25 protein-coding genes are annotated in these 25,643 nt (G+C 70.8%); 14 read left to right on the forward strand and 11 right to left on the reverse strand.

From position 1 onward, the window contains the following. Positions 1-4: 4 nt before the first annotated feature. Together HFP15_RS24180 and HFP15_RS24185 are read right to left on the reverse strand one after the other, a co-directional pair. Complete coding sequence (locus tag HFP15_RS24180; protein ID WP_168519029.1) at positions 5-568, reverse strand: ferric reductase-like transmembrane domain-containing protein; 564 nt, start codon at positions 566-568, stop codon at positions 5-7. Then, complete coding sequence (locus HFP15_RS24185; RefSeq protein WP_168519099.1) at positions 565-1,497, reverse strand: FAD:protein FMN transferase; 933 nt, start codon at positions 1,495-1,497, stop codon at positions 565-567. The genes HFP15_RS24180 and HFP15_RS24185 overlap by 4 nt, the downstream gene beginning before the upstream one ends. Positions 1,498-1,617: 120 nt before the next feature. Between HFP15_RS24185 and HFP15_RS24190 the strand changes: the two genes are divergently transcribed. From HFP15_RS24190 to HFP15_RS24205, 4 genes are all read left to right on the forward strand, one after another. Continuing rightward, complete coding sequence (locus HFP15_RS24190) at positions 1,618-1,962, forward strand: hypothetical protein (RefSeq protein ID WP_168519030.1); 345 nt, start codon at positions 1,618-1,620, stop codon at positions 1,960-1,962. Positions 1,963-1,987: 25 nt separating this feature from the next. Then, a complete protein-coding gene (locus tag HFP15_RS24195) occupies positions 1,988-2,203 on the forward strand; it encodes a ferredoxin (RefSeq protein ID WP_168519031.1) in 216 nt (71 codons plus the stop codon). Positions 2,204-2,374: 171 nt separating this feature from the next. After that, complete coding sequence (locus HFP15_RS24200; RefSeq protein WP_312871723.1) at positions 2,375-3,919, forward strand: LCP family protein; 1,545 nt, start codon at positions 2,375-2,377, stop codon at positions 3,917-3,919. Continuing rightward, positions 3,907-4,338, forward strand: coding sequence for a DUF6542 domain-containing protein (locus HFP15_RS24205; RefSeq protein WP_168519032.1), 432 nt, complete (start codon positions 3,907-3,909; stop codon positions 4,336-4,338). Before HFP15_RS24200 ends, HFP15_RS24205 begins: the two co-directional genes overlap by 13 nt. On the opposite strand, the gene HFP15_RS24210 is transcribed toward HFP15_RS24205, so the two are convergent. Genes HFP15_RS24210 through HFP15_RS24225 form a run of 4 tightly spaced genes read right to left on the reverse strand, consistent with a single transcriptional unit; the run spans position 4,308 to position 7,934 of the window. Then, positions 4,308-4,979: a response regulator gene (locus HFP15_RS24210; RefSeq protein WP_168519033.1), complete on the reverse strand. Its 672-nt coding sequence runs from the start codon at positions 4,977-4,979 to the stop codon at positions 4,308-4,310. The two genes, HFP15_RS24205 and HFP15_RS24210, sit on opposite strands and share 31 nt — an antisense overlap. Beyond that, positions 4,976-6,169, reverse strand: a complete 1,194-nt coding sequence (locus tag HFP15_RS24215) for a sensor histidine kinase (protein WP_168519034.1) — start codon at positions 6,167-6,169, stop codon at positions 4,976-4,978. Before HFP15_RS24215 ends, HFP15_RS24210 begins: the two co-directional genes overlap by 4 nt. A 20-nt stretch (positions 6,170-6,189) precedes the next feature. Next, positions 6,190-7,023 (reverse strand): ABC transporter permease, encoded by an 834-nt coding sequence (locus tag HFP15_RS24220; protein ID WP_168519035.1) that lies wholly within the window; start codon positions 7,021-7,023, stop codon positions 6,190-6,192. Then, positions 7,020-7,934 (reverse strand): ABC transporter ATP-binding protein, encoded by a 915-nt coding sequence (locus tag HFP15_RS24225; RefSeq protein WP_168519036.1) that lies wholly within the window; start codon positions 7,932-7,934, stop codon positions 7,020-7,022. The genes HFP15_RS24220 and HFP15_RS24225 overlap by 4 nt, the downstream gene beginning before the upstream one ends. Before the next feature lie 170 nt (positions 7,935-8,104). On the opposite strand from HFP15_RS24225, the gene HFP15_RS24230 reads away from it, so the two are divergent. Continuing rightward, entirely contained in the window at positions 8,105-9,181 is a 1,077-nt protein-coding gene (locus tag HFP15_RS24230) for a glycosyltransferase (protein WP_168519037.1), read from the forward strand. Beyond that, positions 9,178-9,906 carry a polysaccharide deacetylase family protein gene (locus HFP15_RS24235; RefSeq protein ID WP_168519038.1) on the forward strand — a complete coding sequence of 243 codons (729 nt, stop codon included), beginning with the start codon at positions 9,178-9,180 and terminating at the stop codon, positions 9,904-9,906. The genes HFP15_RS24230 and HFP15_RS24235 overlap by 4 nt, the downstream gene beginning before the upstream one ends. On the opposite strand, the gene HFP15_RS24240 is transcribed toward HFP15_RS24235, so the two are convergent. Together HFP15_RS24240 and HFP15_RS24245 are read right to left on the reverse strand one after the other, a co-directional pair. Beyond that, on the reverse strand, positions 9,888-10,835 hold the full coding sequence (locus HFP15_RS24240) for a M56 family metallopeptidase (protein WP_168519039.1): 948 nt from the start codon (positions 10,833-10,835) through the stop codon (positions 9,888-9,890). The genes HFP15_RS24235 and HFP15_RS24240 overlap by 19 nt on opposite strands. A gap of 5 nt (positions 10,836-10,840) precedes the next feature. Next, positions 10,841-11,218 carry a BlaI/MecI/CopY family transcriptional regulator gene (locus tag HFP15_RS24245; protein ID WP_168519040.1) on the reverse strand — a complete coding sequence of 126 codons (378 nt, stop codon included), beginning with the start codon at positions 11,216-11,218 and terminating at the stop codon, positions 10,841-10,843. Between the two features lie 255 nt (positions 11,219-11,473). On the opposite strand from HFP15_RS24245, the gene HFP15_RS24250 reads away from it, so the two are divergent. After that, complete coding sequence (locus tag HFP15_RS24250; RefSeq protein ID WP_246271980.1) at positions 11,474-12,643, forward strand: hypothetical protein; 1,170 nt, start codon at positions 11,474-11,476, stop codon at positions 12,641-12,643. 49 nt (positions 12,644-12,692) lie between these two features. On the opposite strand, the gene HFP15_RS24255 is transcribed toward HFP15_RS24250, so the two are convergent. Then, positions 12,693-13,748, reverse strand: a complete 1,056-nt coding sequence (locus tag HFP15_RS24255; protein WP_446680252.1) for a L,D-transpeptidase — start codon at positions 13,746-13,748, stop codon at positions 12,693-12,695. Positions 13,749-14,083: 335 nt separating this feature from the next. On the opposite strand from HFP15_RS24255, the gene mgtA reads away from it, so the two are divergent. Further along, entirely contained in the window at positions 14,084-16,777 is a 2,694-nt protein-coding gene (gene mgtA, locus HFP15_RS24260) for a magnesium-translocating P-type ATPase (RefSeq protein ID WP_312871724.1), read from the forward strand. 148 nt (positions 16,778-16,925) lie between these two features. On the opposite strand, the gene HFP15_RS24265 is transcribed toward mgtA, so the two are convergent. Both HFP15_RS24265 and HFP15_RS24270 read right to left on the reverse strand, forming a co-directional pair. Further along, positions 16,926-17,639, reverse strand: a complete 714-nt coding sequence (locus tag HFP15_RS24265) for a FadR/GntR family transcriptional regulator (protein ID WP_168519041.1) — start codon at positions 17,637-17,639, stop codon at positions 16,926-16,928. A 75-nt stretch (positions 17,640-17,714) separates the two neighbouring features. After that, the gene (locus HFP15_RS24270; protein ID WP_246271981.1) at positions 17,715-18,803 is read right to left on the reverse strand and encodes an enoyl-CoA hydratase/isomerase family protein; all 1,089 of its coding nucleotides are present in this window, start codon (positions 18,801-18,803) and stop codon (positions 17,715-17,717) included. 35 nt (positions 18,804-18,838) lie between these two features. Between HFP15_RS24270 and HFP15_RS24275 the strand changes: the two genes are divergently transcribed. The 6 genes from HFP15_RS24275 to HFP15_RS24300 are packed head-to-tail and all read left to right on the forward strand — an operon-like array spanning position 18,839 to position 25,438. Beyond that, positions 18,839-19,258: a cobalamin B12-binding domain-containing protein gene (locus tag HFP15_RS24275; protein WP_168519042.1), complete on the forward strand. Its 420-nt coding sequence runs from the start codon at positions 18,839-18,841 to the stop codon at positions 19,256-19,258. Further along, positions 19,258-20,661 (forward strand): phenylacetate--CoA ligase family protein, encoded by a 1,404-nt coding sequence (locus HFP15_RS24280; RefSeq protein WP_168519043.1) that lies wholly within the window; start codon positions 19,258-19,260, stop codon positions 20,659-20,661. The genes HFP15_RS24275 and HFP15_RS24280 overlap by 1 nt, the downstream gene beginning before the upstream one ends. Then, a complete protein-coding gene (gene meaB / locus HFP15_RS24285) occupies positions 20,658-21,596 on the forward strand; it encodes a methylmalonyl Co-A mutase-associated GTPase MeaB (protein WP_168519044.1) in 939 nt (312 codons plus the stop codon). The genes HFP15_RS24280 and meaB overlap by 4 nt, the downstream gene beginning before the upstream one ends. A gap of 16 nt (positions 21,597-21,612) precedes the next feature. Further along, complete coding sequence (locus HFP15_RS24290) at positions 21,613-23,313, forward strand: methylmalonyl-CoA mutase family protein (RefSeq protein ID WP_168519045.1); 1,701 nt, start codon at positions 21,613-21,615, stop codon at positions 23,311-23,313. A 38-nt stretch (positions 23,314-23,351) separates the two neighbouring features. Beyond that, the gene (locus tag HFP15_RS24295) at positions 23,352-24,992 is read left to right on the forward strand and encodes an L-lactate permease (protein ID WP_168519046.1); all 1,641 of its coding nucleotides are present in this window, start codon (positions 23,352-23,354) and stop codon (positions 24,990-24,992) included. Beyond that, positions 24,992-25,438 carry a cobalamin adenosyltransferase family protein gene (locus tag HFP15_RS24300; protein WP_168519047.1) on the forward strand — a complete coding sequence of 149 codons (447 nt, stop codon included), beginning with the start codon at positions 24,992-24,994 and terminating at the stop codon, positions 25,436-25,438. Before HFP15_RS24295 ends, HFP15_RS24300 begins: the two co-directional genes overlap by 1 nt. Positions 25,439-25,643 lie beyond the last annotated feature (205 nt).

Genomic DNA, 25,643 nt, shown 5'->3' on the forward strand with positions numbered 1-25,643 from the left:
GGGTTCAGCGCATCCCGGTCCACGGGCGGCGGCGGGCCTCGGTGTCCGGGTGCCGCGCGTTGTACCGCCACACCACGGCGATCAGCACGGCCACCCCGCAGCACAGCATCAGCAGCAGCACCCACGCCAGCCGCGAGTCGGCGCCGCCGATGCCCAGCCCGTGCACGAGCCCGAAGGGCCAGCACGCATACGCCGTCCAGTGCAGCGCGCGCCAGGCGCGCGCGCTGATCCGCGGCCGCAGCAGGCTGGAGATGATCAATGCGAGGAACAGGTCGGAGGCGAAGGCGCCCAGTCCCAGCCAGAACGGATGATACGAGGACACGAACGGCAGCACCGCGTCCAGCCAGTGGATACCGGCGTACGGGTCGATGATCGCGGTCGCGACGTGCACGACCAGGAACACCACGGTCACCAGCGAGAGGTTGCGGTGCACCTCGGCGATCGCGAACCGGGGCCACTTCCGGGCGGCGAACCGTCCACTGTGGAGCGCACCGAGCACGACAACGGAGGTCAGCATGATCAGCAGGGCCAGCCCGGTCGCCCTGCTGAGGTACCACAGCGCCGTCATCCGGCCACCTTCGCTTCCTCCGGCCAGCCCGCCACCGCCGTCACATCACCGTCCACAGTGACCAGTCGCGCGGGCAGGCGCTGCCCGGCGAGCCAGCCGGGAGCGGCGTGCCCGAGAACGATCGAGGCCGTGCTCGCCGTGTTGGCGTCCACACAGGACGCGGCCGCGACGCTGACCGTGCGCCACAACGCATCCGGCACGTCACCGGTGCGCGGATCCACGATGTGGTGCACCGGACGGCCCGCCCGCCGCCAGGCGCGGCAGGTGGTACTCGAGGTGGCGACCCCGCCGGAGACAACGGCGATCACGGGATCGCGCCGTGGGTCGGCGCGCGCGTGGTCGTCACCGACCACGATCCGCCATCCACCGTCCGGTCCCGGCCCGGCCACGGCCACGTCCCCGCCAAGGCCCACGAACACCCCGCAGCCGGTGCGCTCGGCGGCGTCGGCCGCGGCGCGGTCGGCGGCCAGCGCCTTGGCGGTCGCGCCGAGGTCGAGCGACACACCGCGTGGCAGCACGACCTCCCCCCGGTCGGTGTCCAGCTGGACGCGCCACCAGCCCGGCGCCGCGCCCGCCGCCGTCGCCGGGCGCGGATCGTCGTGGTCCAGTCCGGCGAAATCGCCGGTGTAGCCCAGGTGCCGCACCGCGTGCGCCACGGTCGGGTCCACCAGTCCACCGGTCAGCTCTGCCGCGCGCAACGCCACCCCCAGCGCCTCGGCGAGCAGCGGGCTCACCCGTACCGCACGCCCGGCACCGGCGTGCAGCCGCGAAATCTCCGAATCCTCCCGAAACCGGCTGCAGGTCCGGTCGATCTCGCGCACGTGCCCGCGCACGACCTCCTGGGCGCGCTCCAGCGCGGCCGCGTCAGTCACGATGACCTCCGCGGCCGTGCCCAGCGCGGGAAACCGCGCGGCGCCCATCCCTGTCATGACCACCAGTGTGGTCATCGCGTCTTGGTGAATTCTGAGAACGGCCGGTTCCACGATTTCACCAAGAAATTACGGCGATACTGGATGGCGGTGAAAGCCGTCCGAGCGAAGGAGTCCGCCGTGAACCGCAGCCAGCGTGTCCGACTCACCCTGCGCGACCAGGCACGTCGCCGGGTGCGGCTGGCCACCAGATGGGCGACGGTGGGTGGCGGTGCGCTGGCCGCGGCGTTCGCGGTCGTGCTCACGCAGCACAGCGCCGCGGCCACGTCGCAGCCGGAGGACAACACGGCTCCGCCCGCATCCGAGGGAGACGCCACGCAGAGCCCGGCCGCGCCCCAGTTGCAGGCGCCCAGTCAGGCGCCGACGCAGGCTCCCAGCGCCGGATCCGGCGACAACTACAGCTATAACTACAACTACAACAGCGGCTCCAGCAGCCACCATTACGGCAGCTCGGGCGGATCGTGACCGCGAGCGGAAAGACACCGGCCCGATGAACCGCCGGGAACAACGACTGGCCGTCGATCCCATTGCCTGCAAGGCACACGGGCTGTGCGCCGAACTGCTTCCCGAACTGATCGAACTGGACGAATGGGGCTACCCGGTCATCGACCGCCGAAGCGTCGGGCCCGCGCTGCTGCCCGAGGCCCGCGCCGCCGTCGCCGCCTGTCCCACGCTCGCCCTGCGGCTGGCCGGCGAAGCGAGTTGACCACCGCGGGTCTCACCCCCGCGGACCCGGGCCTTATTCTGAAGGCCATTGTTCACGCACGGCCGCATGGAGCGGTTCACCGGCTCGCCGACTTCGCGCTCTGTTAACCGGAAATGTCGTTTCATGGTGGGTGCCTCCCGTCGGAGGCGGCTGGTGTGAAGTGAGGGTGTGGTGACACGAACGTTCACGAACCCGGCCCCACGGGGCCGGGTGCCACACCGGCGTGCCCGCAGGGCGCTGCTCGCCGGCAAGATCGCGATGGGCATCGTCGCGGTGCTCGTGCTGGCCGGAGCGGGTTACGGCTGGTCGGCCTATCACGGCCTGGTCAGCGGGCTGCGGACCTCCAACGCGCTGGCCGGCGAGTCGGCCTCGCTCGGCGGTGACACCAACATCCTCATCATGGGCCTGGACTCGCGCCTGGACGAGAACGGCGATCCGCTGCCGCAGAGCATCTACGACGCGCTGCACGCGGGCGACCAGCAGGACGGCGGGTACAACGCCAACGTGCTGATGCTGCTGCACGTCCCGGCCGACGGCGGCAAGGCCACGTCGATCTCGATCCCGCGTGACGACTACGTGGATCTGGCGGGCTGTCCGGACAAACAGTGCAAAGGCAAGATCAAGCAGGCCTACGGGCTGGCTTTCGACGCCGAGCACAAGAAGCTCGTCGCGCAGGGGCTGGCCGACAAGACACAACTGGAGCAGCAGTCCCGCGAGGCCGGCCGCAAGGCCGAGATCGACACCGTGCGCCAGTTCCTCGGCGGCGTGCCGGTCGACCACTTCGCCGAGGTGACGCTGGTCGCGTTCTTCCAGATCGCACAGGTCGTCCAGCCGGTCACGGTGTGTCTCAGCGAGGACACACAGGACAGCTACTCCGGCGCGAACTTCCACAAAGGACAGCAGCAGATCAACGCGCAACAGGCCGTCGCGTTCGTGCGGCAGCGCCGCGACTACGTCCACCCCAGCCTGAACTTCACCGACCTCGACCGCGAACGCCGCCAGCAGGCGTTCATCGCTTCTCTTGCCTACCAGCTCAAGCAGGGTGGCGCGTTCACCGATCCCACCAAGCTGCAAGGGATTCTCGACGTGGCGAAGCAGAACACCGCGATCGACTCCGGTCTGGACCTGCTCGCACTCGCCAAACAGGCCGCCAATCTCACCAGCGGCAACATCGCCTTCGTCACGCTGCCCATCGACCACTTCGGCAAGGACCCCGCCGGGGAGGACGTCAACGTCGTCAACCTCGCCCAGATTCGCGCCACCGTGGCGCAACTGCTGGGCACGCCCACCTCGTCGGCGCCCGCGACCACCGCCGCGCCGGCGAGCGCGCGCCCGCCCTCGGCCACAGTGGACATCGTGAACGCCACCAGCCGCAACGGTCTCGCCGCCGAGGTCAGCCAGGTGCTCGCCGCTCACGGCGACACCGCGGGCAAGGCCACCACCGACACCCGGCACCTGAGCCATTCGGCGATCTACTACGGCTCCGGAACCGCGGACGCCGCCACCGCCGTCTCCTCCGCGCTGGGCGGGCTGCCCGTGCAGCCGGACAGTGACGTGCCCGCCGGCCACGTCAGGGTCGTGCTCGGCGCCGACTTCAGCCTCCCGGCCACGCCCGCGTCCGCGTCGGTGTCCACGGCGCCCACTCCGGCACCCGCCGCCGACAGCGGCGACGCGCCCAGTCCCCTCGCGGGAGGCGGTATCCCATGCGTGAAGTAGCGGAACCGGACGAACGCCGGGCCGGCTGGGGAATCCCGCCGTCGGCGGCGATACCCGGCGTGCTCGTGGTCTCCGTCGCGGGCAGCGTGTTCGACCTTCGCGTGAACCACACGCTCGGCATTCTCTTCGGCGCCGCCTTCGTGCTCGCCAGCCTGGCCGCCACCTTCTTCGTCCGCCACAGCGGTGTGTTCGTCGCCATGTTCGTCCCGCCGCTGGTACTGCTGCTGGCCGCGGCGGTGGGCGTGCTGGTCAACCGGGGCGTGCAGGGCGGCATGACCGCCGTCCTGCTCGCGATCGCGACCCCCGTGCTGCCCCAGTTCCCGGTGATGGCGGGCACGACCGCGGCCACGCTGCTCATCGGCGGGATCCGGTTGCTGCGCCACCGCCGTCAGCGTGGTTTGACCAGCCCGGTCTCGTAGGCGAACACGACCGCCTGCACGCGGTCGCGCAGGTCGAGCTTGCCCAGCAACCGGCCGACGTGGGTCTTCACCGTGGCCTCCGAAACGCCCAGCACGGCCGCGATTTCGGCGTTGGACAGCCCGGCGGCCACCTGGATCAGCACCTCGGCCTCCCGTTCGGTCAGCCGGGACAGCCGCGCGTCCGGCGCCGGGCCCGCGACGCCGTCCGGATCGGGCAGGTGGCCGGCCATCGTGTCGAGCAGCCGCCGCGTCACCCTCGGCGCCACCACCGCGTCGCCCGCCGCGACGGCGCGGATCGCCGAGAGCAGGTCCTCGGGCGGCACGTTCTTGAGCAGGAACCCGCTCGCCCCGGCCTTCAGCCCCGCGAAGGCGTACTCGTCGAGATCGAACGTGGTCAGGATGAGCACCTTCGACCGAGGGTGCTCGCGCACGATCGCCCGGGTGGCCCCGATTCCGTCCATGCCCGGCATCCGGACGTCCATCAGGACGACATCGGGGTCCAGCTCCGCGGTCCGGGCGACCGCGGCCGCACCGTCGGCGGCCTCTGCGACCACGGTGAGATCCGGCTGGGATTCCAGCACCAACCGGAATCCCAGCCGCAGCAACGGTTCGTCGTCGACGATGAGCACGCTGGTGGTCACGGCGCCACCCGTGCCGAGGCCAGCTGCGCGCGCACCCGCCAGCCACCGCCGGGGCGGGGACCGGCCTCGACGTCGCCGTCGAACACGGCCGCGCGCTCGGCCATCCCGGCGAGCCCGTGCCCGCCGGACACCGCGGCGAGCGGGCGGCCACGCCCGTTGTCGGCGACCTCGACCTCGACCACCGGATCGCGGTAGCGCAGCCGCACCCACGCGTCCTCCGGTTCCTCCGCGTGCTTGAGGACGTTCGTCAGCGCCTCCTGCACCAGCCGGTACACCGCGAGCTGCGCGGTCGGCGACAGCGGGAACGGGGTGCCGGTGACGGTCAGCGACACCGGCAGGCCCGCCGCGCGCACCTGCGCGATCAGCTCGTCGATCTGCTCGATCCCCGGCTGCGGCGCGCGTGGCGGCTCCTGCCCGCCGCGCAGCACACCCAGCACCCGGTGCATCTCGCCCAGCGCCTGCCGTCCGGTCGCCGACACCTGGCGGGCCGCGGCCTCGGCCTGTTCGGGCTTGCCGCGGGCGCTGAAGGCCGCCCCGTCGGCCAGCGCGATCATCACGGACAGATTGTGCGCCACGATGTCGTGCATCTCGCGGGCGATGCGCGCCCGCTCGGCCGCCGCCGCGAGCTGGGCCTGCTGGTCGCGTTCGTGCTCGGCGCGGCGCGCCCGGTCCTCGAGCGAGGCCAGGTAGGCCCGCCGGGTGCGCACGTTGCGGCCGAGCACGAACGCCGCGGTCGCCGATCCGGACAGCAGCAGGAAGGCGTTGAACATGCCCTCCGGCGGCGCCCACCGCAGTACCGCGATCGCGATCCCGAACTCCAGCACCCCCAGCGCGAGCACCGCCATCCGGCGTCCACAGAGGACAGCGACACTGTAGAGCGCGATCAGCAGCGCGGCGTCGGCGACGACGACCCGCGCCACGAGCCACTGCGCCCCCGCGACGAGGGCCATCCAGCCGAACACCAGCACCGGCGCGCGGCGCCGCCAGATCAGCGGGACGACCAGCAGCACGGCGAACACGATGGCCCACGGCTGCTCGCCGTGGAAGTGCTCGAACCGGTTGCCCCGCCCGACCACGGCCAGCGCGGCCGCGAACGTGAGCAGCGCGTCGGCGGCCTGCGGATGCGCGCGTGGCCACGCGCGGATCCGGGCGAATCCCAGCCTGCGCGTGGCCACCGTGCTCTCCGTCATGCGACCATCATCCGCCGTTCTCAGGCATCGCGGCGCCGCAGCAGCACCGCCGCGACGATCACGGCCGCCACGAGGTAGGCGCAGAACACCGCGAACCCGGTCCACGGCGCGAGATACCCCGGTTCGACCCGCACGCGCGTGAGCCCCTGCCCCGCCGTGCTCGGCAGGTACGGGTCGATGTGGCTGGACCAGCTCTCCGGCAGCGCCGAGACCAGCGCGGGCAGGATCAGCAGCACGCCGAACAGGGTCGCGATCGCCCCGGCCGTGTGCCGGATGATCCAGGCCAGCGCCATCCCGATCATGCCGACGACGGTGAGGTAGAGCGCCGTGCCGAGGACGGCGCGCAGCACGCCCGGCGCACCCAGCGTCGTCTGGATGTGCTGCGAGGACAGCACCGCCTGGCCGACGAGGAACGCGGCGAACGAGCCGATGGCGCTCACCACGAAACTGACCACGGCGAACACGGCCAGCTTCGCCCACAGCACCGGCAACCGCCGAGGCGCCGCGGTCAGGCTGGCCCGGATCATCCCGGTGCTGTACTCGCCGCTGACCACGAGCACGCCGAGCACACCGATGATCAGCTGCGCCAGGAACAGCCCGCGCAGGCTGGTCACCGTCGGATCGAAGTTCGCCCGCTCCCCGGGGGCCATCCTGGTCCAGCGGCTGACCACGACCGCGCAGATCAGGATCCCGAACCCGATCATCACCAGCACCGTCGTGCCCAGTGCGGCGTAGGACGAGCGCAGTGACCGGAACTTGACCCATTCCGAGGCCAGCACCCGCAGCTGGGTGACGCGTGCCCCGGTCATCGGCACGGTGGTGGCGGATTCCGGGCGCGACGCGGTGGTGGTCATGACGCCTCCTGGTGGATGCCGTACTCGACCGCGTCGTCGGTGAGTTCCATGAACGCCTCCTCCAGCGAGGCGCGCACCGGCGTCAGTTCCTCCAGCGGCACCTGTTCCCGCAGCGCGATCCGGCCCACCTCGGCGGCGGTCATCCCGGACACCTCCAGCAGGCCCTCCTCGGCACTGGTGACCGACACCTGGGGCCCGGCCAGCGCGGCCCGCAGCCGGGCGGCCTCCGGGCTGCGCAGCCGCACCGAGTTGCGCGAGGCCGATTCGATGAACTCGCTCACCGACGTGTCCGCGATCAGCCGGCCGCGTCCCACCACGATCAGGTGCTCGGCGGTCAGCGCCATCTCGCTCATCAGGTGCGACGAGACGAACACCGTGCGCCCCTCCTGCGCGAGCCCGCGCAACAGGTTGCGGATCCACAGGATTCCCTGCGGATCCAGTCCGTTGACCGGTTCGTCGAGCACGAGCGTGGCCGGATCGCCCAGCAGCGCCGCGGCGATGCCGAGCCGCTGCCCCATGCCGAGCGAGAAGCCGCCCACCCGCTTGCTCGCCACCCCCTCCAGGCCGACGAGCCCGATCACCTCGTCGACCCGCCGCCGCGGGATTCCGTTGCTGACGGCCAGTGCCAGCAGGTGGTTACGCGCCGAACGCCCGGTGTGCACGGCGCGCGCCTCCAGCAGCGCGCCCACTTCCCGTAGCGGCGCCGTGTGCTCGGCGTAGTGCCGCCCGTTCACCGTCACCTCGCCGGAGGTCGGCGCGTCCAATCCCATGATCATCCGGATCGTGGTGGACTTGCCCGCCCCGTTCGGCCCCAGAAACCCGGTGACCGCGCCGGGTTTGACCGTGAACGTCAGATCGTCCACGGCGAGCTTCTCGCCGTATCTCTTCGTCAGCGCCCGTGCCTCGATCATGCTGTACCCCTTTCCGCCTGTATGGCCGAAGCTAGGCCCGCCGCCCTGCCGCGCACGACGGTCCCGCGGCTGATTTCCCGCGCGCGGGCCTGCACCCTGGGGGCTACCGGGTACGCCGGAAGTCGCAGACACCTCACCACGTCTCTACTACAGCAGTGTAGAAATACGACATGACTGTAGAAGGTCGTGCGGTCGTGATCTCCGCACGCATCGGGGCCGGGCACGACGGCGCGGCCGGGGAACTGACGCGGCGGCTGAGCGGCCTCGGGTTCGCGGTGGACCGCTTCGACTACCTCGACCTGCTGCCGGGCCGGTGGGGACAACGCTTGTGCGACGCCTACCACCGGGAGCTGGAGATCGCGCCGGCGAGCTGGGACTGGCTGCTCGCCGCGATGGGCCACGCGCCGCTGGCCGGCCTGGCGCGGGCGGTCTCGGCCTTGGCGCTGCCGAACCTGCGGAAGGTGCTGGCGCCCGCGCCGCGACTGGTCGTGTCGACCTACCCGCTGGCGAGCCAGGCACTCGGCGCCCTTCGCCGCAAGGGCGAACTGGACGCGCCGGTGGCGGTGTACCTGACCGATCCCTCGGTGCATCGCCTCGTGGTGTCGCAGCACGCCGATCTGCACATCGCGCCCAACGATCACGCGGCCGCCGCCGTCCGGCGGTTCGGCGCACCGGCGACGGAGGTCGCCCGCCCCGTGGTGGCACCCGAGTTCCGCCCCGCGCTGCCCGGCGAGCGGGACCGGGCGCGGCGGCGGTTCGGGCTGGCCACCGGCGAGCGCCTCGCGCTGGTCGTGTCCGGATCGTGGGGTGTGGGCGAGGTGGAGGAGATCACCGCGGACGTGACGGCGACCGGTGTCGCGCATCCGGCGGTGGTGTGCGGCCGCAACGAGGCGCTGCGGGAGCGGCTGACACGCGCGGGGGTGCCGCGCGTGTTCGGGTGGGTGCGCGACATGCCCGCGCTGTTGCGGGCGTGCGACGTGGTCGTGCAGAACGCCGGTGGGCTGAGCACCTTGGAGGCGCTCGCGACCGGCGTGCCGGTGATCACCTACCGCTGCCTTCCCGGGCACGGCAGGGCCAACGCGCGGGTGCTCGACGAGATCGGCCTCGTGCCGTCGGTGACCGGGGTGGCGGGGCTGGCGCAGGCGCTGTCCACCGCTCGTCCCTCGGGACTGCCCGCGGGCGCGGACCCGGCCGGGCTGCTGGCCCGGCTCGCGGGCATGCGGATCCCGGAGGTACCCGCCGCATGAGTCTCGCACGGGGGCTGGGACTGGCCGCGACGATCGCCGCGGGCGGGGCGTTGCTGCACGCGGCACCGGCCGCGGCCTTCGTGCCCGCGCTGCGCGGCCGGTACTGGCCGGAGCTGGCCGGCATCGGTGCCGCCGACCACGTCGCGCTCACCTTCGACGACGGCCCGGACCCCGCGAGCACGCCACATTTCCTGCGGCTGCTGGAAATCCGCCAGGTCCGGGCCACGTTCTTCCTGCTGGGCGCCCAGGCCGCGCGGGCGCCGTGGCTGGTCAAGGAGATCGCCGCCGCGGGACACGAGATCGGCGTGCACGGCTGGGCGCACCGGTGCTGGCTGCGGTACGGGCCGCGGCGGATGCACGACGAACTCGCGCGCGCCGTCGACACGATCGACCGCGCGAGCGGGCAGCGTCCACAATGGATTCGCGCGCCGTACGGAGTGTTCAGCGCGTCGTCGTTGCAGGCCGCGCGACGGCTCGGGCTGACGCCGGTGCTGTGGACCTGCTGGGGCTTCGACTGGACCGCGCGCGCGACCGCGCGTTCGGTGCTGCGCACCGTGCTCAAGGACCTCGACGGCGGCGGCACCGTGCTGCTGCACGATTCCGACCACGCCGCCAGCCCCGGCTCCTGGCGGACGGCACTGGCCGCGCTGGGGCCGTTACTGGACGAGTGCGAGCACCGCGCGCTGCGGGTGGGCCCGCTGGCCGATCACGCGGTCGGCCAGTGACGGTGGTGGTGATGTCCGACACTGGCCAGTTCGATCCCGGCGTGCAGATCGGCCGCGGCCTCGATACTGGCCTGCGCCGACCACGCGGTGACCGCGATCGTCACCGCGGCCGCGAATCCCGCGACCAGCCGCCAGTCCACGCGCGGCGCGGCCGGGTACAGCAACGCCGCGACGCGACGCGGCACCGGACCGGCGGTCGCGGCGGGCACGGGCACGACCCGTCCCCGGGTGGCCAGCGCCGCCTTCGCCACGGCGGAGGCGACCACCCGCCGGTCCCCCATCCGCGCACAGGTCGCCTCGTCGGCCCACCGTTCGACGAGGAACACGACGGCCGAACGCAACGGCCACAGCAACGGATTCAGCGTGGCCGCCACCCCGGCCGCGGCCAGGAACAGGTGATGACGGCAACGCAGATGCGCCTGCTCGTGCGTGAGCAACGCGCGCCGCTCCGCCGCGGTGAGCGCGTCCAGCATCGAGCGTGACACCACGATTCTGCCGCCACGCCAGGGAATCGCGAACGCCAGCGGCTCGGCGTCGGGCAGCACCACCAGTCGCGCCGCCGCGGGCATGCCGTCGATCGTGCGCACGACGCCGCGCAGCCACCGCAGATGCCGCACCGTGCCGATCACCGCGGACACCGCGATCGCCACGAGCAGGAGACCGCTGAGCACCTCCACCGGGACGCTGGCGATCTCCATGCCCCGCAACACCTCCGCGGACCACTCGCCGTAGCGGGCGACCGCGGGCACCAGCGACAGCCCGGCGATCGCGAGGACGCACAGCGCGGCCGTGCTGCCGCCGGCGAGCGCGAGCGCGGCGACGACCAGTAACCACACCCCGGTCTTCGGGCGCGCGCCCGCGGTGACCAGCCGCGCCAGCGGCCAGGCGGCGACCGGCAGCAACAGCGGCACGAACACGCCGGAGTCCATGGGCGTCAGTCCCGTTCGACGTCGCGGAGCAGGGCGCGCAACGTCCGTTCGTCGGAGCGCGAGAGGTTCGAGACGAACCGGGCGAGCACCCGTGCCCGGTCCGGGTAGGCGTCCAGCAGCTTGCCCATCCGGCGGGCGGCCATCCCGGCCTCGTCCTCGACCGGAGCGTAGACGTAGGAACGGCCCTGCTTCTCCCGGGTCACCGCACCCTTGTCGTAGAGCCGGGTCAGGATCGTGACCACCGTGGTGTAAGCGAGCTCACCACCGATGCTCTGCTGCACCTCGGCCGCCGTCGCCGGCCGGTGCCCGCTCCACAAAGCCGCCAGCACCTCCGTCTCCAGCTCGCCCGGTGCACGCCGATGTCCGCCACCCCGCCTTGCCATACAGCGAATCTACCGCACGCGGAAAATGACCTTCGAATTCCTTCCATTTAGGATCATGTTATAGGTCTGTTATTGCTCCGTTATTCGTGCTAGCGTTCGCGTCCAGTTCGACCAGGGGGACGGAAAAACGCCGCAAGGCACGACCCTCAAGGAGAAAAACCCTTGCCAACCCGACACGGGCGCCATCGGGCGCGGCCCATCCGCCGCACTCTTCTCGGCACATTCGTACTCGCTGCTTTACTCACCGTATCCGCTTTGTTGATCGCACATCCGGCGGGCACGGGAAATGTCGTCACCGCCGCGGATACGAAAGCACCCGCCCCGGCCGCCGCTTCGCCCACACCTGCGAAACCCAAACCCCGCAAACGTGATCAGCCGCCCGCCGCGCCGGGCACGAATCCCAACTGCACACTGACCGTTCCGGCGAATCCGCTCTCGGCGGCCGGGCTGGCCGCGCCGTACGTGCTGAGCGGCACCGAGCCCGGCGGCGCCTGCCACGAGACCAACGCCGCGCAGTCGGCCTTCGTCGAGGCCACGATCATCGATCCGGCCACGGGCAAGCTGTCGGTGTACCGGCCGCTCGTGATCGACCGCGGCACCCAGCCCGCCGTCGCGCCGGTCGCGCCCACGCTGCCCGCCGGTGCCGTGGTCGGCGTCTGGTTCGGCTTCAACGGCGACGTGCTCACCCTGCGCGGAGAGGGAAACGCGCTGCGCGACGGCGCCTGCGTCAACGGCGCACCCGGATCGCCGTTCGGCCAGTTCGGTTACTGCGGTGCCACGGCGTTCTTCAAGGCCGCCAACGCGGCGATCGGCACCGGCATGCTGACGATTCCGCCGCTGGCCACGGGCGCGGACGGACAGCCTTGTCCGACGGTGCGCGATTTCGGCGTCGTGGACCAGGATCAGAGCGACAACGTCACGACCACCTACGTCGCCACCGCCGACGGCCGCACCGCCCAAGCCGGCACGGGTGCGGGCACCACGCTGGTCAACGGCAGCGACAACCGGCTGCTGAACGCGTTCATCGACCCGGCGCTGGGCTGCACGTCGTTCACCGCACCCGATCTGACGGTCGGTGGCGCGCCTGGCACAGCGCTGGCCCTCGACGAACTGCAGGCGGCCGCCCATCAGGGCGCACCGGTCGCACTGGTGCCGCCCAACGACCCGATGACGCTGATCGACGGACAGCCGAGTGTGACGAAGACCAACCTGTACCGAGCGGGCGTCGACCAGCCCGCGCTGGCCACCGCGTCCCAGACGGCGCAGGCCTACTGCACGAACCTGCGGACCGTGGGCACAGCACGGCTGGCCACGGACAACGCCCTGTTCGCACAGGCCAAATCTCCCGATGCGGGCGTGCCACTGAGCACGTTCCTGACCCAGCGATTGCAGGCAGCCCTGCAGCTGCTGAACTGCCAGGGCTGAGAGGGGCGTGACGGTGCCGGCGGTGTCCCCCGCCGGCACCGTCACCCGCTCAGTGCAGGGCGCTTCCGGCCTGCCACTGCGACCAGCTCAGTTCCCAGTCGCCGTAGGTGTCGTAGATCGGCAGCTGCGGGCCACCGGAGTTGGTCACCTCGACCACGTCACCCAAGCCGAACTGGCCGAAGAACGCCTGCGCGTTTTCCGGGCTCAGGTTGATACAGCCGTGCGAGACGTTCGAGCTTCCCTGCTCCCCCACGGTGTTCGGGTTCTCGTGCACGAACTCGCCGTCGTTGGAGATCCGCTCCGCCCAGTATTCGGTCGAACGGTACGCACCGGGCGCCGGCGGGCAGAGTCCGTAGGTGCACGAGTCCATCACGACCTGCTGCTGCTTGTCGGAAATCACGTGCGGCCCGACGTGGGTGGGCGTGGAGTCCTTGCCGATGCTGATCGGCATGCTGCCGACCTGCGTGCCGTTGTGCAGGATCTGCATCTGCTCGGTGTTGCCGTCGGCCTTGGCGATCCACGAGTCGTGGATCCGGTAGGTCACGGACCTGTCGGTCTGCCCGTACACCCCGCCGCCGAGGTCGACGCCGTACAGATCCGCGGCCAGCGTGATCGTCGTGCCCGCCTGCCAGTACGTGGGCGGCCGGTAGTGCACGGTCTTGTTGTCGATCCAGTGCCAGCTGCCCTGCTGCGGCGGGTTCGTGGTCACCTTCAGCGCCTTCTCCACCGCGGCCCGGTCGGTGACGGCGTGGTCGAAGGACACGCCGATGATCTGCCCGACGCCGAACGTCGCCCCGGCGCCCGGTGGCGCGGGCGTCATCGCCGGATACGCCTGCGCGGCCGGAGTCAGCGTGTGCAGGGTTCCGTTCTGCTCCACCGGTTTACCGTCGGTACCGGTCGCGTCGGCGACCACCGAGTAGGTCGCGCCGTAGCCCAGCGGCTCGTTCGAGGTCCAGCGCGTGCCGTCCGCGGAAAGCGTGCCACCGACGGCGTTTCCCTTCGCCGTGTTGGTCACGGTCACCTTGGTGAGCTTGCCGTTCGCCGCGGTCACGACGACCGGTGTGCGGGGATTGAGAGCCGTGGCGTTATTGTCCGAAATAGTCACCGACGCCACCGGCGGGGGTGTTGTCGAAGTTGCCGGATTCGGTGCGGTCGCGGGGGTTTGCGAGGTACACGCGGAAAGGGCCGCCAGGCTCGCGGCTACCAGAGCCAGGGCTGCTTTGGTCTTCTTCGTGGGCACGAAGAGACAGACGCGGCGGGGCGGGCGGCGTTGCGTCGACATCTCGTATTCCTTCATCCGGGTGGCCACGGCAGCCGACCATCCTCAATGGACTGAACTGCCCGCGTGCGGCGCCGTGCGGCATCGCGAGGGCCTATCGGCTACCGATCAGTGCCATTGTGCCCTCATCGATCCGCACCGTGACGTGGTGGTGTGGGCCGGTGAGCATAACCACACCGGCACGCGGTGCGGTCGAGCCCGGGGTGGAGGTCGCCACAGCGGGCACGTTACCGGTCGAGCGGGTCCTGGACGGCCTGCACACCGCCGGTGGCGGCCTGACCTCCTCCGAAGCCGCCGCGCGGCTGGCCACCCTCGGCCCGAACACGGTCGTCTCGCACCGCGCCCGCCCGTGGCTGGTGCTGTGGCATCAGCTGCGCTCGCCGCTGCTGGGCCTGCTGCTGGCCGCGGTCATCGCGTCGTACTTCGTGGGCGAGCGCAGCGACGCGATCATCATCGGGGTCATCGTGGTGCTCTCGGTCGGGCTCGGCTTCGCCAACGAGTACCGCGCGGAGAAGGCCGCCGAGGCGCTGCACTCGAAGATCCGGCACGAGGCCGTCGTCATCCGCGACGGCACGCCCCGCCACGTCGACGTGACCACGCTCGTGCCGGGTGACCTGGTCGAACTGCGGCTCGGCAACGTCGTTCCGGCCGACATCCGCCTGCTGTCGGTGGCCGAACTGGCCTGCGACGAATCGGTGCTGACCGGCGAATCCCTGCCCGCGGAGAAGAACACCGCCACGGTCGCACCCGGCACCCCGCTGGCCGAGATGTCCGGCTGCGCGCTCATGGGCACCGTCGTGCACGCCGGCGAGGGACGCGGGATCGTGGTGGAGACCGGGTCGCGCACCGAGTTCGGGCGTATCGCCGCCGGTCTGGGCACACGACGCTCCGACACCGAGTTCCAGATCGGGCTGCGCCGCTTCTCGCTGCTGCTCGTCCGGGTCGCGGCGGTGCTGACCACCTCCATCTTCGTGATCAACGTGGTGCTGCAGCGGCCGGTCATCGACGCGTTGCTGTTCTCCCTCGCGATCGCCGTCGGCATCACGCCCCAGCTGCTGCCCGCCGTCGTCTCGACCAGCCTCGCCGCCGGGTCACGGCAGCTGGCCAAGCGCAAGGTGCTGGTCAAACGGCTGGTGTGTATCGAGGACCTCGGCGACGTCGACGTGTTGTTCACGGACAAGACCGGCACCCTGACCGAGGGCCGGATCAGTTTCATGCGGGCGGTGGGCACCGACGGCGCGCCCTCGGACGACACGGTGCGCTGGGGCCTGCTGTGCAGCAACCCCGACGGCGACCCGCTCGACACCGCACTGTGGGAGTCGCCGGCCGCGCACCGGTTCGACACCGCGGGCTGGCGCAAGATCGCCGAACTGCCCTTCGATCACGAACGCCGGATGGCGTCCGTACTGGTCGAGGGCGAGGGCAGGATGCTGGTGACGAAGGGTGCGCCCGAGGCCGTACTGGCGCGGTGCTCCGACGTGCCGCCGTCCGCGCGGACGGCGCTCGACGCGGAGTTCGCGGCCGGTAACCGGGTCGTCGCCGTCGCGGTGCGGCCCGCCACCGGCTCCGCCGTCACCGCCGCCGACGAACGCGATCTGCGGCTGGTCGGCTTGCTGGTCTTCCTCGACGCACCCAAGCGGGGAGCCGCCGACGCGCTGCGGCGGCTGGCCGGGCTCGGCATCGACGTCAAGATCGTGACCGGCGACAACCCCGCCGTCGCGGTCAAGGTGTGCGAGGAACTCGGCCTGCCGGTCAAGGGCACGCTCACCGGTCCCGACCTCGACAAGCTCGACGACGAGCAGCTCGCCCGGGCGCTGCCCGAGACGACCGTGTTCGCGCGGGTCAGCCCCGAGCACAAGGCCAGGGTCGTGCGCGTCCAGCGCCGCGCCGGCGTCGACATCGCGTTCCTCGGCGACGGCGTCAACGACGCGCTCGCGCTGCACGCCGCCGACGTCGGCATCTCCGTGGACTCCGCGACCGACGTCGCCAAGGACTCCGCGGACGTGATCCTGCTGGAGAAGGACCTGCACGTGCTGGCCGACGGTGTCCGGGAAGGGCGGCGCATCTTCGCGAACACGATGAAATATGTCCTGATGGGTACCTCGAGCAACTTCGGCAACATGTTCAGCGCCGCCGGGGCGTCGCTGTTCCTGGGATTCCTGCCGATGCTGCCGTCGCAGATCCTGCTCAACAACCTGCTCTACGACACCAGCCAGCTCGCGATCCCCACCGACGAGGTCGACGCCGAGCAGGTGGCCAGGCCCGCGCGCTGGGACATCGGCTTCATCCGGCGGTTCATGCTCTGCTTCGGCCCGATCAGCTCGGTGTTCGACTTCGCGACGTTCGGGGTCATGCTGTGGGTGTTCCACGCCGGGCCGCCGGAGTTCCGCACCGGCTGGTTCGTCGAATCGCTGGCGACGCAGACGCTGGTGCTCTTCGCCATCCGTACCCGGCGGATCCCGTTCTTCCGTAGCAGGCCGAGCGTTCCGTTGCTGCTGGCCGCGCTCGGGGTGGTGCTCGTCGGCGCGGTGCTGCCCGCCACCCCGCTGGCCGCCGACCTCGGTTTCCAGCCACTGCCGTTCGGGTTCTTCGCCGCGCTGGCGCTGATGGTGGTGTGCTACCTGGCGCTCGTCGAACTCGGGAAGCGCTTGTTCTACCGCAGGCCCGCGCCGCCCAGCGCACCGAAGACGCGGCCGCACTCCCGCCGGGTGCGCCGCCGGGCCGCACGGTTCACCACGGCACGGCCCAGCCCGGCGCCGGTCAAACGGTCTGCCTCAGGTCCTGGCGGACGCGCGGGAGGACGTGCCCGGCGAAGCGGCGCATCTCGCTCTCCAACGGCTGGAACCAGAGCATGAACGTCTCGCCGCCGGGTTCGGTCCACTCGCGGATGCGCCGGGCCACCGTGCTCCCGCGATGCGGACTTCAGCCCCGCAACGCGATCCACTCCCCGAACAGGTCAAGCGCCGCGGGATGCCGCTGTTCACACCGAGGGTCCGGGGCGGCTCAGCCGTGGTCGGCGGAGGCCTCGTAGAAACCGGAGATGTGGTTGGCGACCTCGTTCGCGGCGCGGGAGGCGTCCCGGCCTTCGATGGCGTCCACGATCCATTGGTGCTCGGCCGCCAGCCGGGCGGCCGTGCCGGGCCAGCCGCTCCGCCGGCCATATCCGGTGCGCATCCCGGTTTTCATCGCGGCTTCGAGCGTGCCCAGCAGGAAGGCCGCGAGCCCGTTCCGGCCCGCGTCGGCGAGGCGGAGGTGGAACTCGCAGTCCAGGTCGCCGAATTCGGCTGGTGTGATCCCGGGACGGCGCATGTCCGCGGCCACCCGCCGCAGCCGTTCCAGATCCTCGGGTGTCGCATCGAGCGCGGCCTGCGCCGCGGACGCGCACTCCAGATCCACGCGGATCGACACCAGATCCGCGACCGTGAAACCGGCCAGCGACATGTGCAGCCGGAGCAGGTTGCCGAGCGCCTGCGAATGCGGGCCGCGGACGATCTTGCCGCCGGCGGCAGGCGATTCGATGAGTCCCACCGATTCCAGCGCACCCAGCGCCTGGCGCACCTGTCCGGCACTCATGCCGAGCGTGCGCGCGAGTTGCCGCTCGGAAGGCAGGCGATCACCCACGCGCAGCTCAGAGCGCACGATCCAGTCCTGCACGGCGGCCACGACCTCGCCGCGCGGTCTGAGGTAGAGCACCTCGGCCGGCTCTGGCTCACCCATCGAAAAGTCGCCTCCCCGACAGCGCGGATTTACGCGAGCCTAACTCGACCGTGGTCCGACCACAATGAGGACTGCTCAGGTGAGCACGAGATCGTCCGCGAGCGGAGCGAAGAAGCCGGCGACGTCGGCGTCGGCGACGGCCGCCAGATCCGGTGGAACCCACAACGGCCTGCGGTCCTTGTCGATGATCGCCGCGCGGATCCCCTCCGCGAGGTCCGGGTGTGCGAGAAACCGGCTGCACAGCCGGTAATCCTGGCGAAGGCACTCCTCGATCCCGGTCATCGACCGCGCCGTCCCCATCGCCACCGCCGTCACCTTCACCGCGGTCGGCGACGCCGCCTTGATCCTGGCCGCCGCGGCGCGGGCCGCTTCCTCGGGACGGGCGGCGAGACGCCGGACGACGGCCTCGACGTCGCCGCCGTAGCAGGCATCCACCCACTCCCGCGAGGCCGCGAGCCGCCCCGGTAGCGCGGGCCGCGCGTACTGGGCCACCGTCGCCTCGATCTGGCCGCCGGCGGCCAGATCGGCGACCAACCCCGGCAACCGCGTCGGGTCGGCAATGTGATCGGCCAGTCCACAGTAGACAGCGTCGTCGGGTCCGATCCGGTCGCCGGTCAGGGCGAGATGCGCGCCGGTCTCGCCCGGCGCCCCGGACAGCAGCAAAGTGCCCCCGACATCCGGTGCGAGGCCGATCGCGACCTCCGGCATGGCCACCACCACGCGCTCGCTGACGATCCGCACGGCGGCGTGGCAGCCGATGCCCACGCCGCCGCCCATCGTGATCCCGTCCATGATCGTGACGACCGGCTTCGGGTACCGCGCCAGCCGCGCGTCGAGCCTGTACTCCTCGCGCCACAGCCGCCGCGCGAGTGCCGCATCGCCGCCCGCGGAGCGGTACACCACGCCGAGGTCACCACCGGCGCAGAAGGCCCGATCCCCCACCGCGTCCAGGAGCACGGCACGCACCCGAGGATCGTCTTCCCACGCGTCGAGCGCCGCGAGCATCGCCTGCATCATGCGCAGGTCCAGCGCGTTCAGCGCACGTGGCCGGTTGAGCGTGAGCCTGCCGAGCACTCCCTCCCGGCGGGCGAGAACCGGCGCGGCGGCGCCGGACGAATTCCCGGCTGGTTCTTGCTCTCCTCGTACGACCATGCCTATGGTCATACCACATGGCTGTCGTACCAGACCTCGGAGTTGAGATGGACACAAGCGAGGAGCCGACCCGCGTGATGCTGGCGAAAATCGGCCTCGACGGGCACGACCGCGGCGTCAAGGTCGTCGCCAGGACCCTGCGGGACGCCGGCATGGAAGTCATCTACACGGGCCTGCACCGCAGCCCGGAACAGGTGCTGGAAGCGGCGGTCCAGGAGGACGTGGACGTGCTGGGGGTCAGCCTGCTGTCCGGCGCCCACATGCCGATCTTCACGCGGATCTTCCAGCTGATCGACGCGATGCCGCAGCCGCCGCGGTTCGCGGTCGTCGCGGGCGGCGTGATGCCCGACGAGGACGTGGACGAGCTCAAGAAGATGGGCGTGGCCGAGGTGCTCGGGCAGGACACCACTCCGGACACGATCGTCGGGCGGATCCGCGAGCTGACCGCACTCGCGAGGGAGGCGTGATGGAGCAGTGGAGCTGGCCGCCGCGCTACGACGAGTCCTACCGGCCGGAGCCGGGACAGCGGTTCTGGTTCCCGCACCGGGAAACGATGCCGGCGGAGGAACGGGACGAGGCGATCCTCGCCCGGATCCGTGACGTGATGGCCTACGCGTGGGACAACGCGCCGTTCTACCGCCGCAAGTGGGACGAGGCGGGCATCCACCCGTCCTCGATACGGAGCCTGGCCGATTTCGAGAAGGTTCCCGTGGTGCGCAAGGAAGAACTGCGCGCCGACCAGGCCGCCCACGAGCCGTTCGGCAGCTATCTCGCGGTAGCGCCCGGCGAGGTCAAGCACATCAACGGCACCTCGGGCACGACGGGGCGGCCGACCGCGTTCGGGATCAGCGAACGCGACTGGCGGAGCGTGGCCAACGCGCACGCCCGGGTGATGTGGGCGATGGGGATCCGCCCGGACGACGTCGTGCTGGTCGCCTCCCCGCTGAGCCTGTACTGGGGTTCGTGGGGTGCCTACATCGGAGCGGAACGGCTCGGGGCAAGGGTTTTCCCGTTCGGGGCAGGCACGGCGGGCCAGACCGCACGCACCGTGCGCTGGATGCGGCAGATGGGCGTCACCGTTTTCTACGGAACTCCTTCGTATGCCTTGCATCTGGCCGAGGTAGCCCAGGACGAGGGTATCGATCCGGCGTCGCTGGGGCTGCGCAAACTGTTCTTCTCCGGCGAGCCGGGAGCCAGCATTCCGGCGATCCGGTCGCGCATCGTCGAAGCGTTCGACGCGCAGGTCTACGACTCGGGCAGCATGGCCGAGGTCAGCCCGTGGATGCACCTGGGCGCCGGCGGCAACGAGCCCGGCGTGCTGTGCTGGCAGGACCTCGTCTACACCGAGGTGTGCGACCCGTCGGATCACCTGCGGCTGGACTACGGCCGCGAGGGCACGCCGGTCTACACGACGCTGGAGCGCACGAGCCAGCCGATGATCCGCTTGCTGTCCAACGATCTGACGCGCTGGGAAGCCCCCTCGGCCGAACGGGGGCGCACATATCCGTTCCTGCCGAGGGGGATCTACGGCCGCATCGACGACATGTTCACGATCCGCGGCGAGAACGTGTACCCGAGCGCGATCGACGACGTCGTGATGGCGGCCGACGGCTACGGCGGCGAGCACCGGATCGTGATCAGCCGCGAGTCCACTATGGACAGCCTGGTCGTGCAGGTCGAGTACAAGGACGTGCCACAGCCCGCGCTCCCGGCCTGGGCCGGCGCCATGGCCGACGAACTGCGGAAGGTGCTCGGCGTCGGTGCCAAGGTCGTGCCGGTGGCGCACCAGAGCTTCGACCGCACCGAGTTCAAGGCTCGGCGGGTGATCGACGACCGCGACTTGCTCCGCCGGCTCGGGAGCGCGTCGTGAGGTCGCCGGGCGAACTGGTCGACGGCGTTCTCGCCGGGGAGCACGCGGCGATCGCCCGCATGCTCACGTTCGTCGAGCGCAGGACCGAGGGTGTCGACGAGGCGCTCGCGAAGCTGCACCAGCACGCGGGTGGTGCCCATGTGCTCGGCCTGACCGGCCCGCCGGGCAGCGGTAAGAGCACGCTCGTCGCCGCGTTGTCCCGCCACTACCGGGAAAACGGCCGTACGATCGGAGTTCTCGCCGTGGACCCGTCCAGTGTGTACAGTGGCGGCGCGATTCTCGGCGACCGGATCAGGATGAGCGATCTGGGCGGCGATCCCGGCGTGTTCATCCGGTCCATCGCCACCCGCGGTGCGCTGGGCGGGCTCTCCCGCGCCAGCCTGGACGCGATCACCGTGCTCGACGCGGCGGGCAAGGACGTCGTCATCCTGGAAACGGTCGGCGTCGGGCAGGCCGAAGTGGACGTCATCAGCGCCGCGCAGACGGTAGCCGTGGTGAGCGTGCCGGGGATGGGCGACGACGTGCAGGCGATCAAGGCCGGCCTGCTGGAGATCGCCGACGTGCACGTGGTGAACAAGGCAGACCGGGAAGGCGCCGGGCGCACGGTCGCGGAGCTGCGCGACATGCTGCGGCTGTCCCGGAGGCAGGCCGGCCAGTGGAACGTGCCGATCCAGCAGACCGTCGCGGCCAGCGGGCAGGGCGTGCCGGAGCTGGCCGGGCGCTTCGCCCAGCACCTGGCATGGATGACCGAGCACGGCGAACGCGAACGCCGTGCCCGCCGCAACGCCGCCACCCGCATCCGCTGGAGCGCCGAGCATCTCGTGCTCGACAGGCTGCGGCCTGGCAGCGCGGATTTCGACCGCGCCGTCGACGACGTGGCCGCGCGCCGTGGCGATCCGCTCTCCGCCGCGCGCGACCTGATCGCCCGGCTTTGACTCGGAGGAGGACTTCATGAACGACGACCGGTACCGGCTGACCACCGACGCGCTCGCCGAGGCGGCAGCCCAAGACCTCGCGAACTGGGAAGGCGACGAACTCGCCGCATTCCTTCGGCGCCAACCGGAATCCCGCGAACACTACCGCTCCGGCAGCGGGCTGCCCGTCAACCGCGTCTACACCCCGGCCGACCTGACCGGGGACTGGCGCGACATCGGGCTGCCCGGCCGGTTTCCCTTCACCCGCGGGCCCTACCCGACGATGTATCGCGGGCGGACGTGGACGATGCGCCAGATCGCCGGTTTCGGCCAGGCGGAGGAGACCAACAAGCGCTTCCAGTACCTGATCGCGCAGGGCCAGACCGGGCTGTCGATCGACTTCGACATGCCGACGCTGATGGGCCTGGACAGCGACGATCCGATGAGCCTCGGCGAGGTCGGGCGCGAGGGCGTCGCGATCGACACCCTGCCCGACATGGAGGCACTGTTCGACGGGATCGACCTGGAGAAGATCAGCGTCTCGATGACGATCAACCCGTCGGCGTGGATCCTGCTCGCGATGTACGTCACCGTCGCGAAGCAGCGCGGCTACGACCTCGACAAGCTCTCCGGCACCATTCAGAACGACATCCTCAAGGAATACGTGGCGCAGAAGGAATGGATCTTCCCGGTCCAGCCCAGCATGCGCATCGTGCGCGACACGATCGCCTACTGCGCGGAGCACATGGCGCGGTACAACCCGGTCAACATCAGCGGCTACCACATCAGCGAGGCCGGGGCGAACGCGCAACAGGAGATCGCGTTCACGATGGCGATCACCAAGGCCTATGTCGAGGACGTGGTGGCGACCGGGATCGACGTCGACTCCTTCGCCTCGCGGCTGTCGTTCTTCTTCGTCAGCCAGGCCGATCTGTTCGAGGAGGTGGCGAAATTCCGCGCGGTGCGGCGGTTCTACGCACGGATGATGAAGGACACCTTCGGCGCGAAGAAGCCGGAGTCCATGCGGCTGCGGTTCCACGCCCAGACGGCGGCGGCGACGCTGACCAAACCGCAGCCGATGAACAACATCATCCGCACCGCGCTGCAGGCACTGTCCGCAGTGCTCGGCGGCGCGCAGTCCCTGCACACCAACGGACTGGACGAGGCGTACACGATCCCGAGCGAACAGGCGATGAAGATCGCGCTGCGCACGCAGCAGATCATCGCCGGCGAAACCGGCATCACCAACGTCATCGACCCGCTCGGTGGCTCGTACTACGTCGAGCACCTCACCGATGAACTGGAACGCGGAATCTCGGACTATTTCGAGAAGATCGAGGAGCTCGGCGGTGTGGTCGCCGCCATCGAGCAGGGCTTCTTCCAGCGCGAGATCTCCGACACCGCCTACGAGTACGCGCGCCGTAAGGCCAGCGGCGACCGGCCGGTGATCGGCGTGAACAAGCACGTCGACGAGGGCGCCGGGGAGAAGATCGAGACGCACAAACTCGATCCGGAGTCCGAGGCCCGGCAGATCACACGCCTGAAACAGGTCCGCGGGAACCGCGATCCTCGCCGCGCGAAGGCGGCGATGGAGCAGTTGCTCGCCGTCGCGGCGCAGCCGGCGGCCAACCTCGTGCCCGCCACGATCGAGGCCGTCGAGGCGCATCTGTCGATGGGCGAGATCACCGGCGCGTTGCGCGACATCTTCGGCACCTACACCGAAACCCCCGTGTTCTGACCCGTCCCCTCTCAACGTCGAGAGTTCCGGAGGTCCCCATGTATCACCAGGTTTCCGCACCGTTGGGCGGGCTGGGCTGGTCCGCGCTGGTGGCCGCGCTCCCCCTGCTCGTGTTGTTCGTGTTGCTCGGCGTGTTCCGTGTCCGGGCGTGGCTCGCCTCGCTCGTCGGGCTGGCGCTGTCGCTCGTCGTCGCGATCGTCGCGTACGGAATGCCCACGGGCGCGGCACTGAACTCCGCGCTCGAAGGCGCGGCATTCGGCCTGTTTCCCGCATTGTGGATCGTGGTCAACGCGATCTGGATCTACCAGATGACCCGCCGCTCGGGCCATTTCGACGTGCTGCGCCGCAGCTTCGCGCGGATCAGCGACGACCAGCGGGTGCAGGGCATCATCATCGCGTTTTCCTTCGGCGCGCTGCTGGAGGCGCTGGCCGGGTTCGGCGCGCCGGTGGCGATCTGCTCGGTCATGCTCGTCGCGGTCGGGCTCAAACCGATCAAGGCCGCAACGATCGCGCTGATCGCCAATACCGCGCCGGTCGCCTACGGTGCGGTCGCGCTCCCGGTGATCACGCTGGCGAAGGTGACCGGGCTGCCGTTGCCGGACCTGTCCGCGATGACCGGCCGCCAGGTTCCGCTGCTCGCCCTGATCGTCCCGCTGGTGCTGATCGTCGTGTTGGACGGCAAGCGCGGCCTGCGGCAGGCGTGGCCCGCGGCCCTGGTGTGCGGCGGCAGTTTCGCGGTCGCGCAGTTCCTGATGGCGAACTTCGGGGCGGTGGAACTGACCGACATCGTCGCCGCACTCGTGTCGGCCGCGGCCGTGCTGCTCCTGCTGCGGGTGTGGAAGCCGCGTCCCGCCGATCCGGCACCCACATCGGGCGTGGCGCCCTCCGGCGCGGGCGGGGCGCCGACCGTCGTGCGCACCGCCGCCGTGCGGACCGACACCCGTGTCGACGTCGTGCGCGCGTTCGCGCCCTACGTGGCGGTCATCGTGCTGTTCTCCGTCGCGGCCGTTCCCGCCGTGTCCACCGCACTCGCGCACACGACCCGCACGTTCAGCTGGCCCGGCCTGCATGTCGCGAACGCCGGCGGCAAACCGCTGAGCCTCGCGTTGTTCAAGTTCGACTGGCTCGCCAACAGCGGCACGGTGTTGTTCGTCGCGGGGTTGCTGACGGTTCCGTTGCTCCGGCTCCGGGTGCGCGAAGCGGTGCGCTCCTACGGCGAGACGGTGGTGCAACTGCGTACGGCCGGGCTGACCGTGATGGCAGTGCTCGCGCTCGCCTACGTGATGAACATGTCCGGCCAGACCGCGACGCTGGGCCTGTTCCTGGCCGGGGCGGGCGGGCTGTTCGCGCTGCTGTCGCCGCTGCTCGGCTGGTTCGGCACCGCGGTCACCGGATCCGACACCTCGTCGAACTCGCTGTTCGGCGCGCTGCAGGTCGGCGCGGCGAACGGGGCCGGGCTCTCGCCCCTGCTCATGGCCGCCGCCAACAGCAGCGGTGGCGTGCTGGGCAAGATGATCAGTCCGCAGAACCTCGCCATCGGCGCCAGTGCCGTGGGCCTGGCAGGCAAGGAGGGCCTGCTCTTCCGCCGGGTGCTGGCCGCGTCGGCGGTGTTCGTGCCGCTGATGTGCGTGCTCGTGTACCTGCAGTCCACCCCGATCCTGTCCTGGATGGTGCCCTGATGAACCCTGCCCGCGACGCCGTCGACGAAGCCAACGCCGCGATCGGCGCGGCGATCTCCACCCAGTCCCTGCCCGGCGACCTGGAAGACCTGCTCGGCGACATCCAGCAAGACCTGCTCGACCTCGCCGACGCACTCACCACGGGCGCGAGCCCCCCGCCGCCGGATCGGCTTCAAAAGGTGCTCGCCGGCGCGCACACAGCCGAACCGCCACGCGGGTTCGCGGTCCTCGGCGGCCTCAGCCCCGGCGGTGGGTTGCTCAAGCTCGCCCGGACCGTCGTCCGGCGGGCCGCGCACACCGCTGCGCGCGGACCCGTTCGCGACTACCTGGACCTGCTCGCCGATGTCCTGCTCACCGCGGCGTTTCGCGCGGAGGAGCACGAGCGGGGCCAGGTGCCGCTGGGTTTGTGCATCGATGTGGTCAGACCAACAGAGAGGTCATATTGACAGCCCCTGGCTGCTCTGATTACCTGGAGTGACAGTTTTCGCGGTGAAGAGGAACTCCGGTGAGACTCCGGGCCGGTCGCGCCACTGTGATCGGACCCCGCCCGCACGGCGTGGTTCGCAGGCAGACCCTCGATCCGCGGCCATCCTTGACTGGGTCGCAAGAGCCCAAGGAGGAAGACATGATGGCGGTTGCCGGGGGCCGATC

The organism is Amycolatopsis acididurans, from assembly GCF_012328925.1.
Taxonomy (GTDB): Bacteria; Actinomycetota; Actinomycetes; order Mycobacteriales; family Pseudonocardiaceae; genus Amycolatopsis_E; species Amycolatopsis_E acididurans.

Coding starts and splice junctions, on each gene's coding strand:
- HFP15_RS24295 (WP_168519046.1), top strand. CDS start 23,352: ATGTATCACCAGGTTTCCGCACCGTTGGGCGGGCTGGGCTGGTCCGCG.
- HFP15_RS24270 (WP_246271981.1), bottom strand. CDS start 18,803: ATGACCATAGGCATGGTCGTACGAGGAGAGCAAGAACCAGCCGGGAAT.
- HFP15_RS24180 (WP_168519029.1), bottom strand. CDS start 568: ATGACGGCGCTGTGGTACCTCAGCAGGGCGACCGGGCTGGCCCTGCTG.
- HFP15_RS24220 (WP_168519035.1), bottom strand. CDS start 7,023: ATGACCACCACCGCGTCGCGCCCGGAATCCGCCACCACCGTGCCGATG.
- HFP15_RS24300 (WP_168519047.1), top strand. CDS start 24,992: ATGAACCCTGCCCGCGACGCCGTCGACGAAGCCAACGCCGCGATCGGC.
- HFP15_RS24195 (WP_168519031.1), top strand. CDS start 1,988: ATGAACCGCCGGGAACAACGACTGGCCGTCGATCCCATTGCCTGCAAG.
- HFP15_RS24265 (WP_168519041.1), bottom strand. CDS start 17,639: ATGGGTGAGCCAGAGCCGGCCGAGGTGCTCTACCTCAGACCGCGCGGC.
- HFP15_RS24185 (WP_168519099.1), bottom strand. CDS start 1,497: ATGACAGGGATGGGCGCCGCGCGGTTTCCCGCGCTGGGCACGGCCGCG.
- HFP15_RS24280 (WP_168519043.1), top strand. CDS start 19,258: ATGGAGCAGTGGAGCTGGCCGCCGCGCTACGACGAGTCCTACCGGCCG.
- HFP15_RS24225 (WP_168519036.1), bottom strand. CDS start 7,934: ATGATCGAGGCACGGGCGCTGACGAAGAGATACGGCGAGAAGCTCGCC.
- HFP15_RS24215 (WP_168519034.1), bottom strand. CDS start 6,169: ATGACGGAGAGCACGGTGGCCACGCGCAGGCTGGGATTCGCCCGGATC.
- HFP15_RS24230 (WP_168519037.1), top strand. CDS start 8,105: ATGACTGTAGAAGGTCGTGCGGTCGTGATCTCCGCACGCATCGGGGCC.
- HFP15_RS24205 (WP_168519032.1), top strand. CDS start 3,907: ATGCGTGAAGTAGCGGAACCGGACGAACGCCGGGCCGGCTGGGGAATC.
- HFP15_RS24235 (WP_168519038.1), top strand. CDS start 9,178: ATGAGTCTCGCACGGGGGCTGGGACTGGCCGCGACGATCGCCGCGGGC.
- HFP15_RS24245 (WP_168519040.1), bottom strand. CDS start 11,218: ATGGCAAGGCGGGGTGGCGGACATCGGCGTGCACCGGGCGAGCTGGAG.
- HFP15_RS24240 (WP_168519039.1), bottom strand. CDS start 10,835: ATGGACTCCGGCGTGTTCGTGCCGCTGTTGCTGCCGGTCGCCGCCTGG.
- HFP15_RS24275 (WP_168519042.1), top strand. CDS start 18,839: ATGGACACAAGCGAGGAGCCGACCCGCGTGATGCTGGCGAAAATCGGC.
- HFP15_RS24290 (WP_168519045.1), top strand. CDS start 21,613: ATGAACGACGACCGGTACCGGCTGACCACCGACGCGCTCGCCGAGGCG.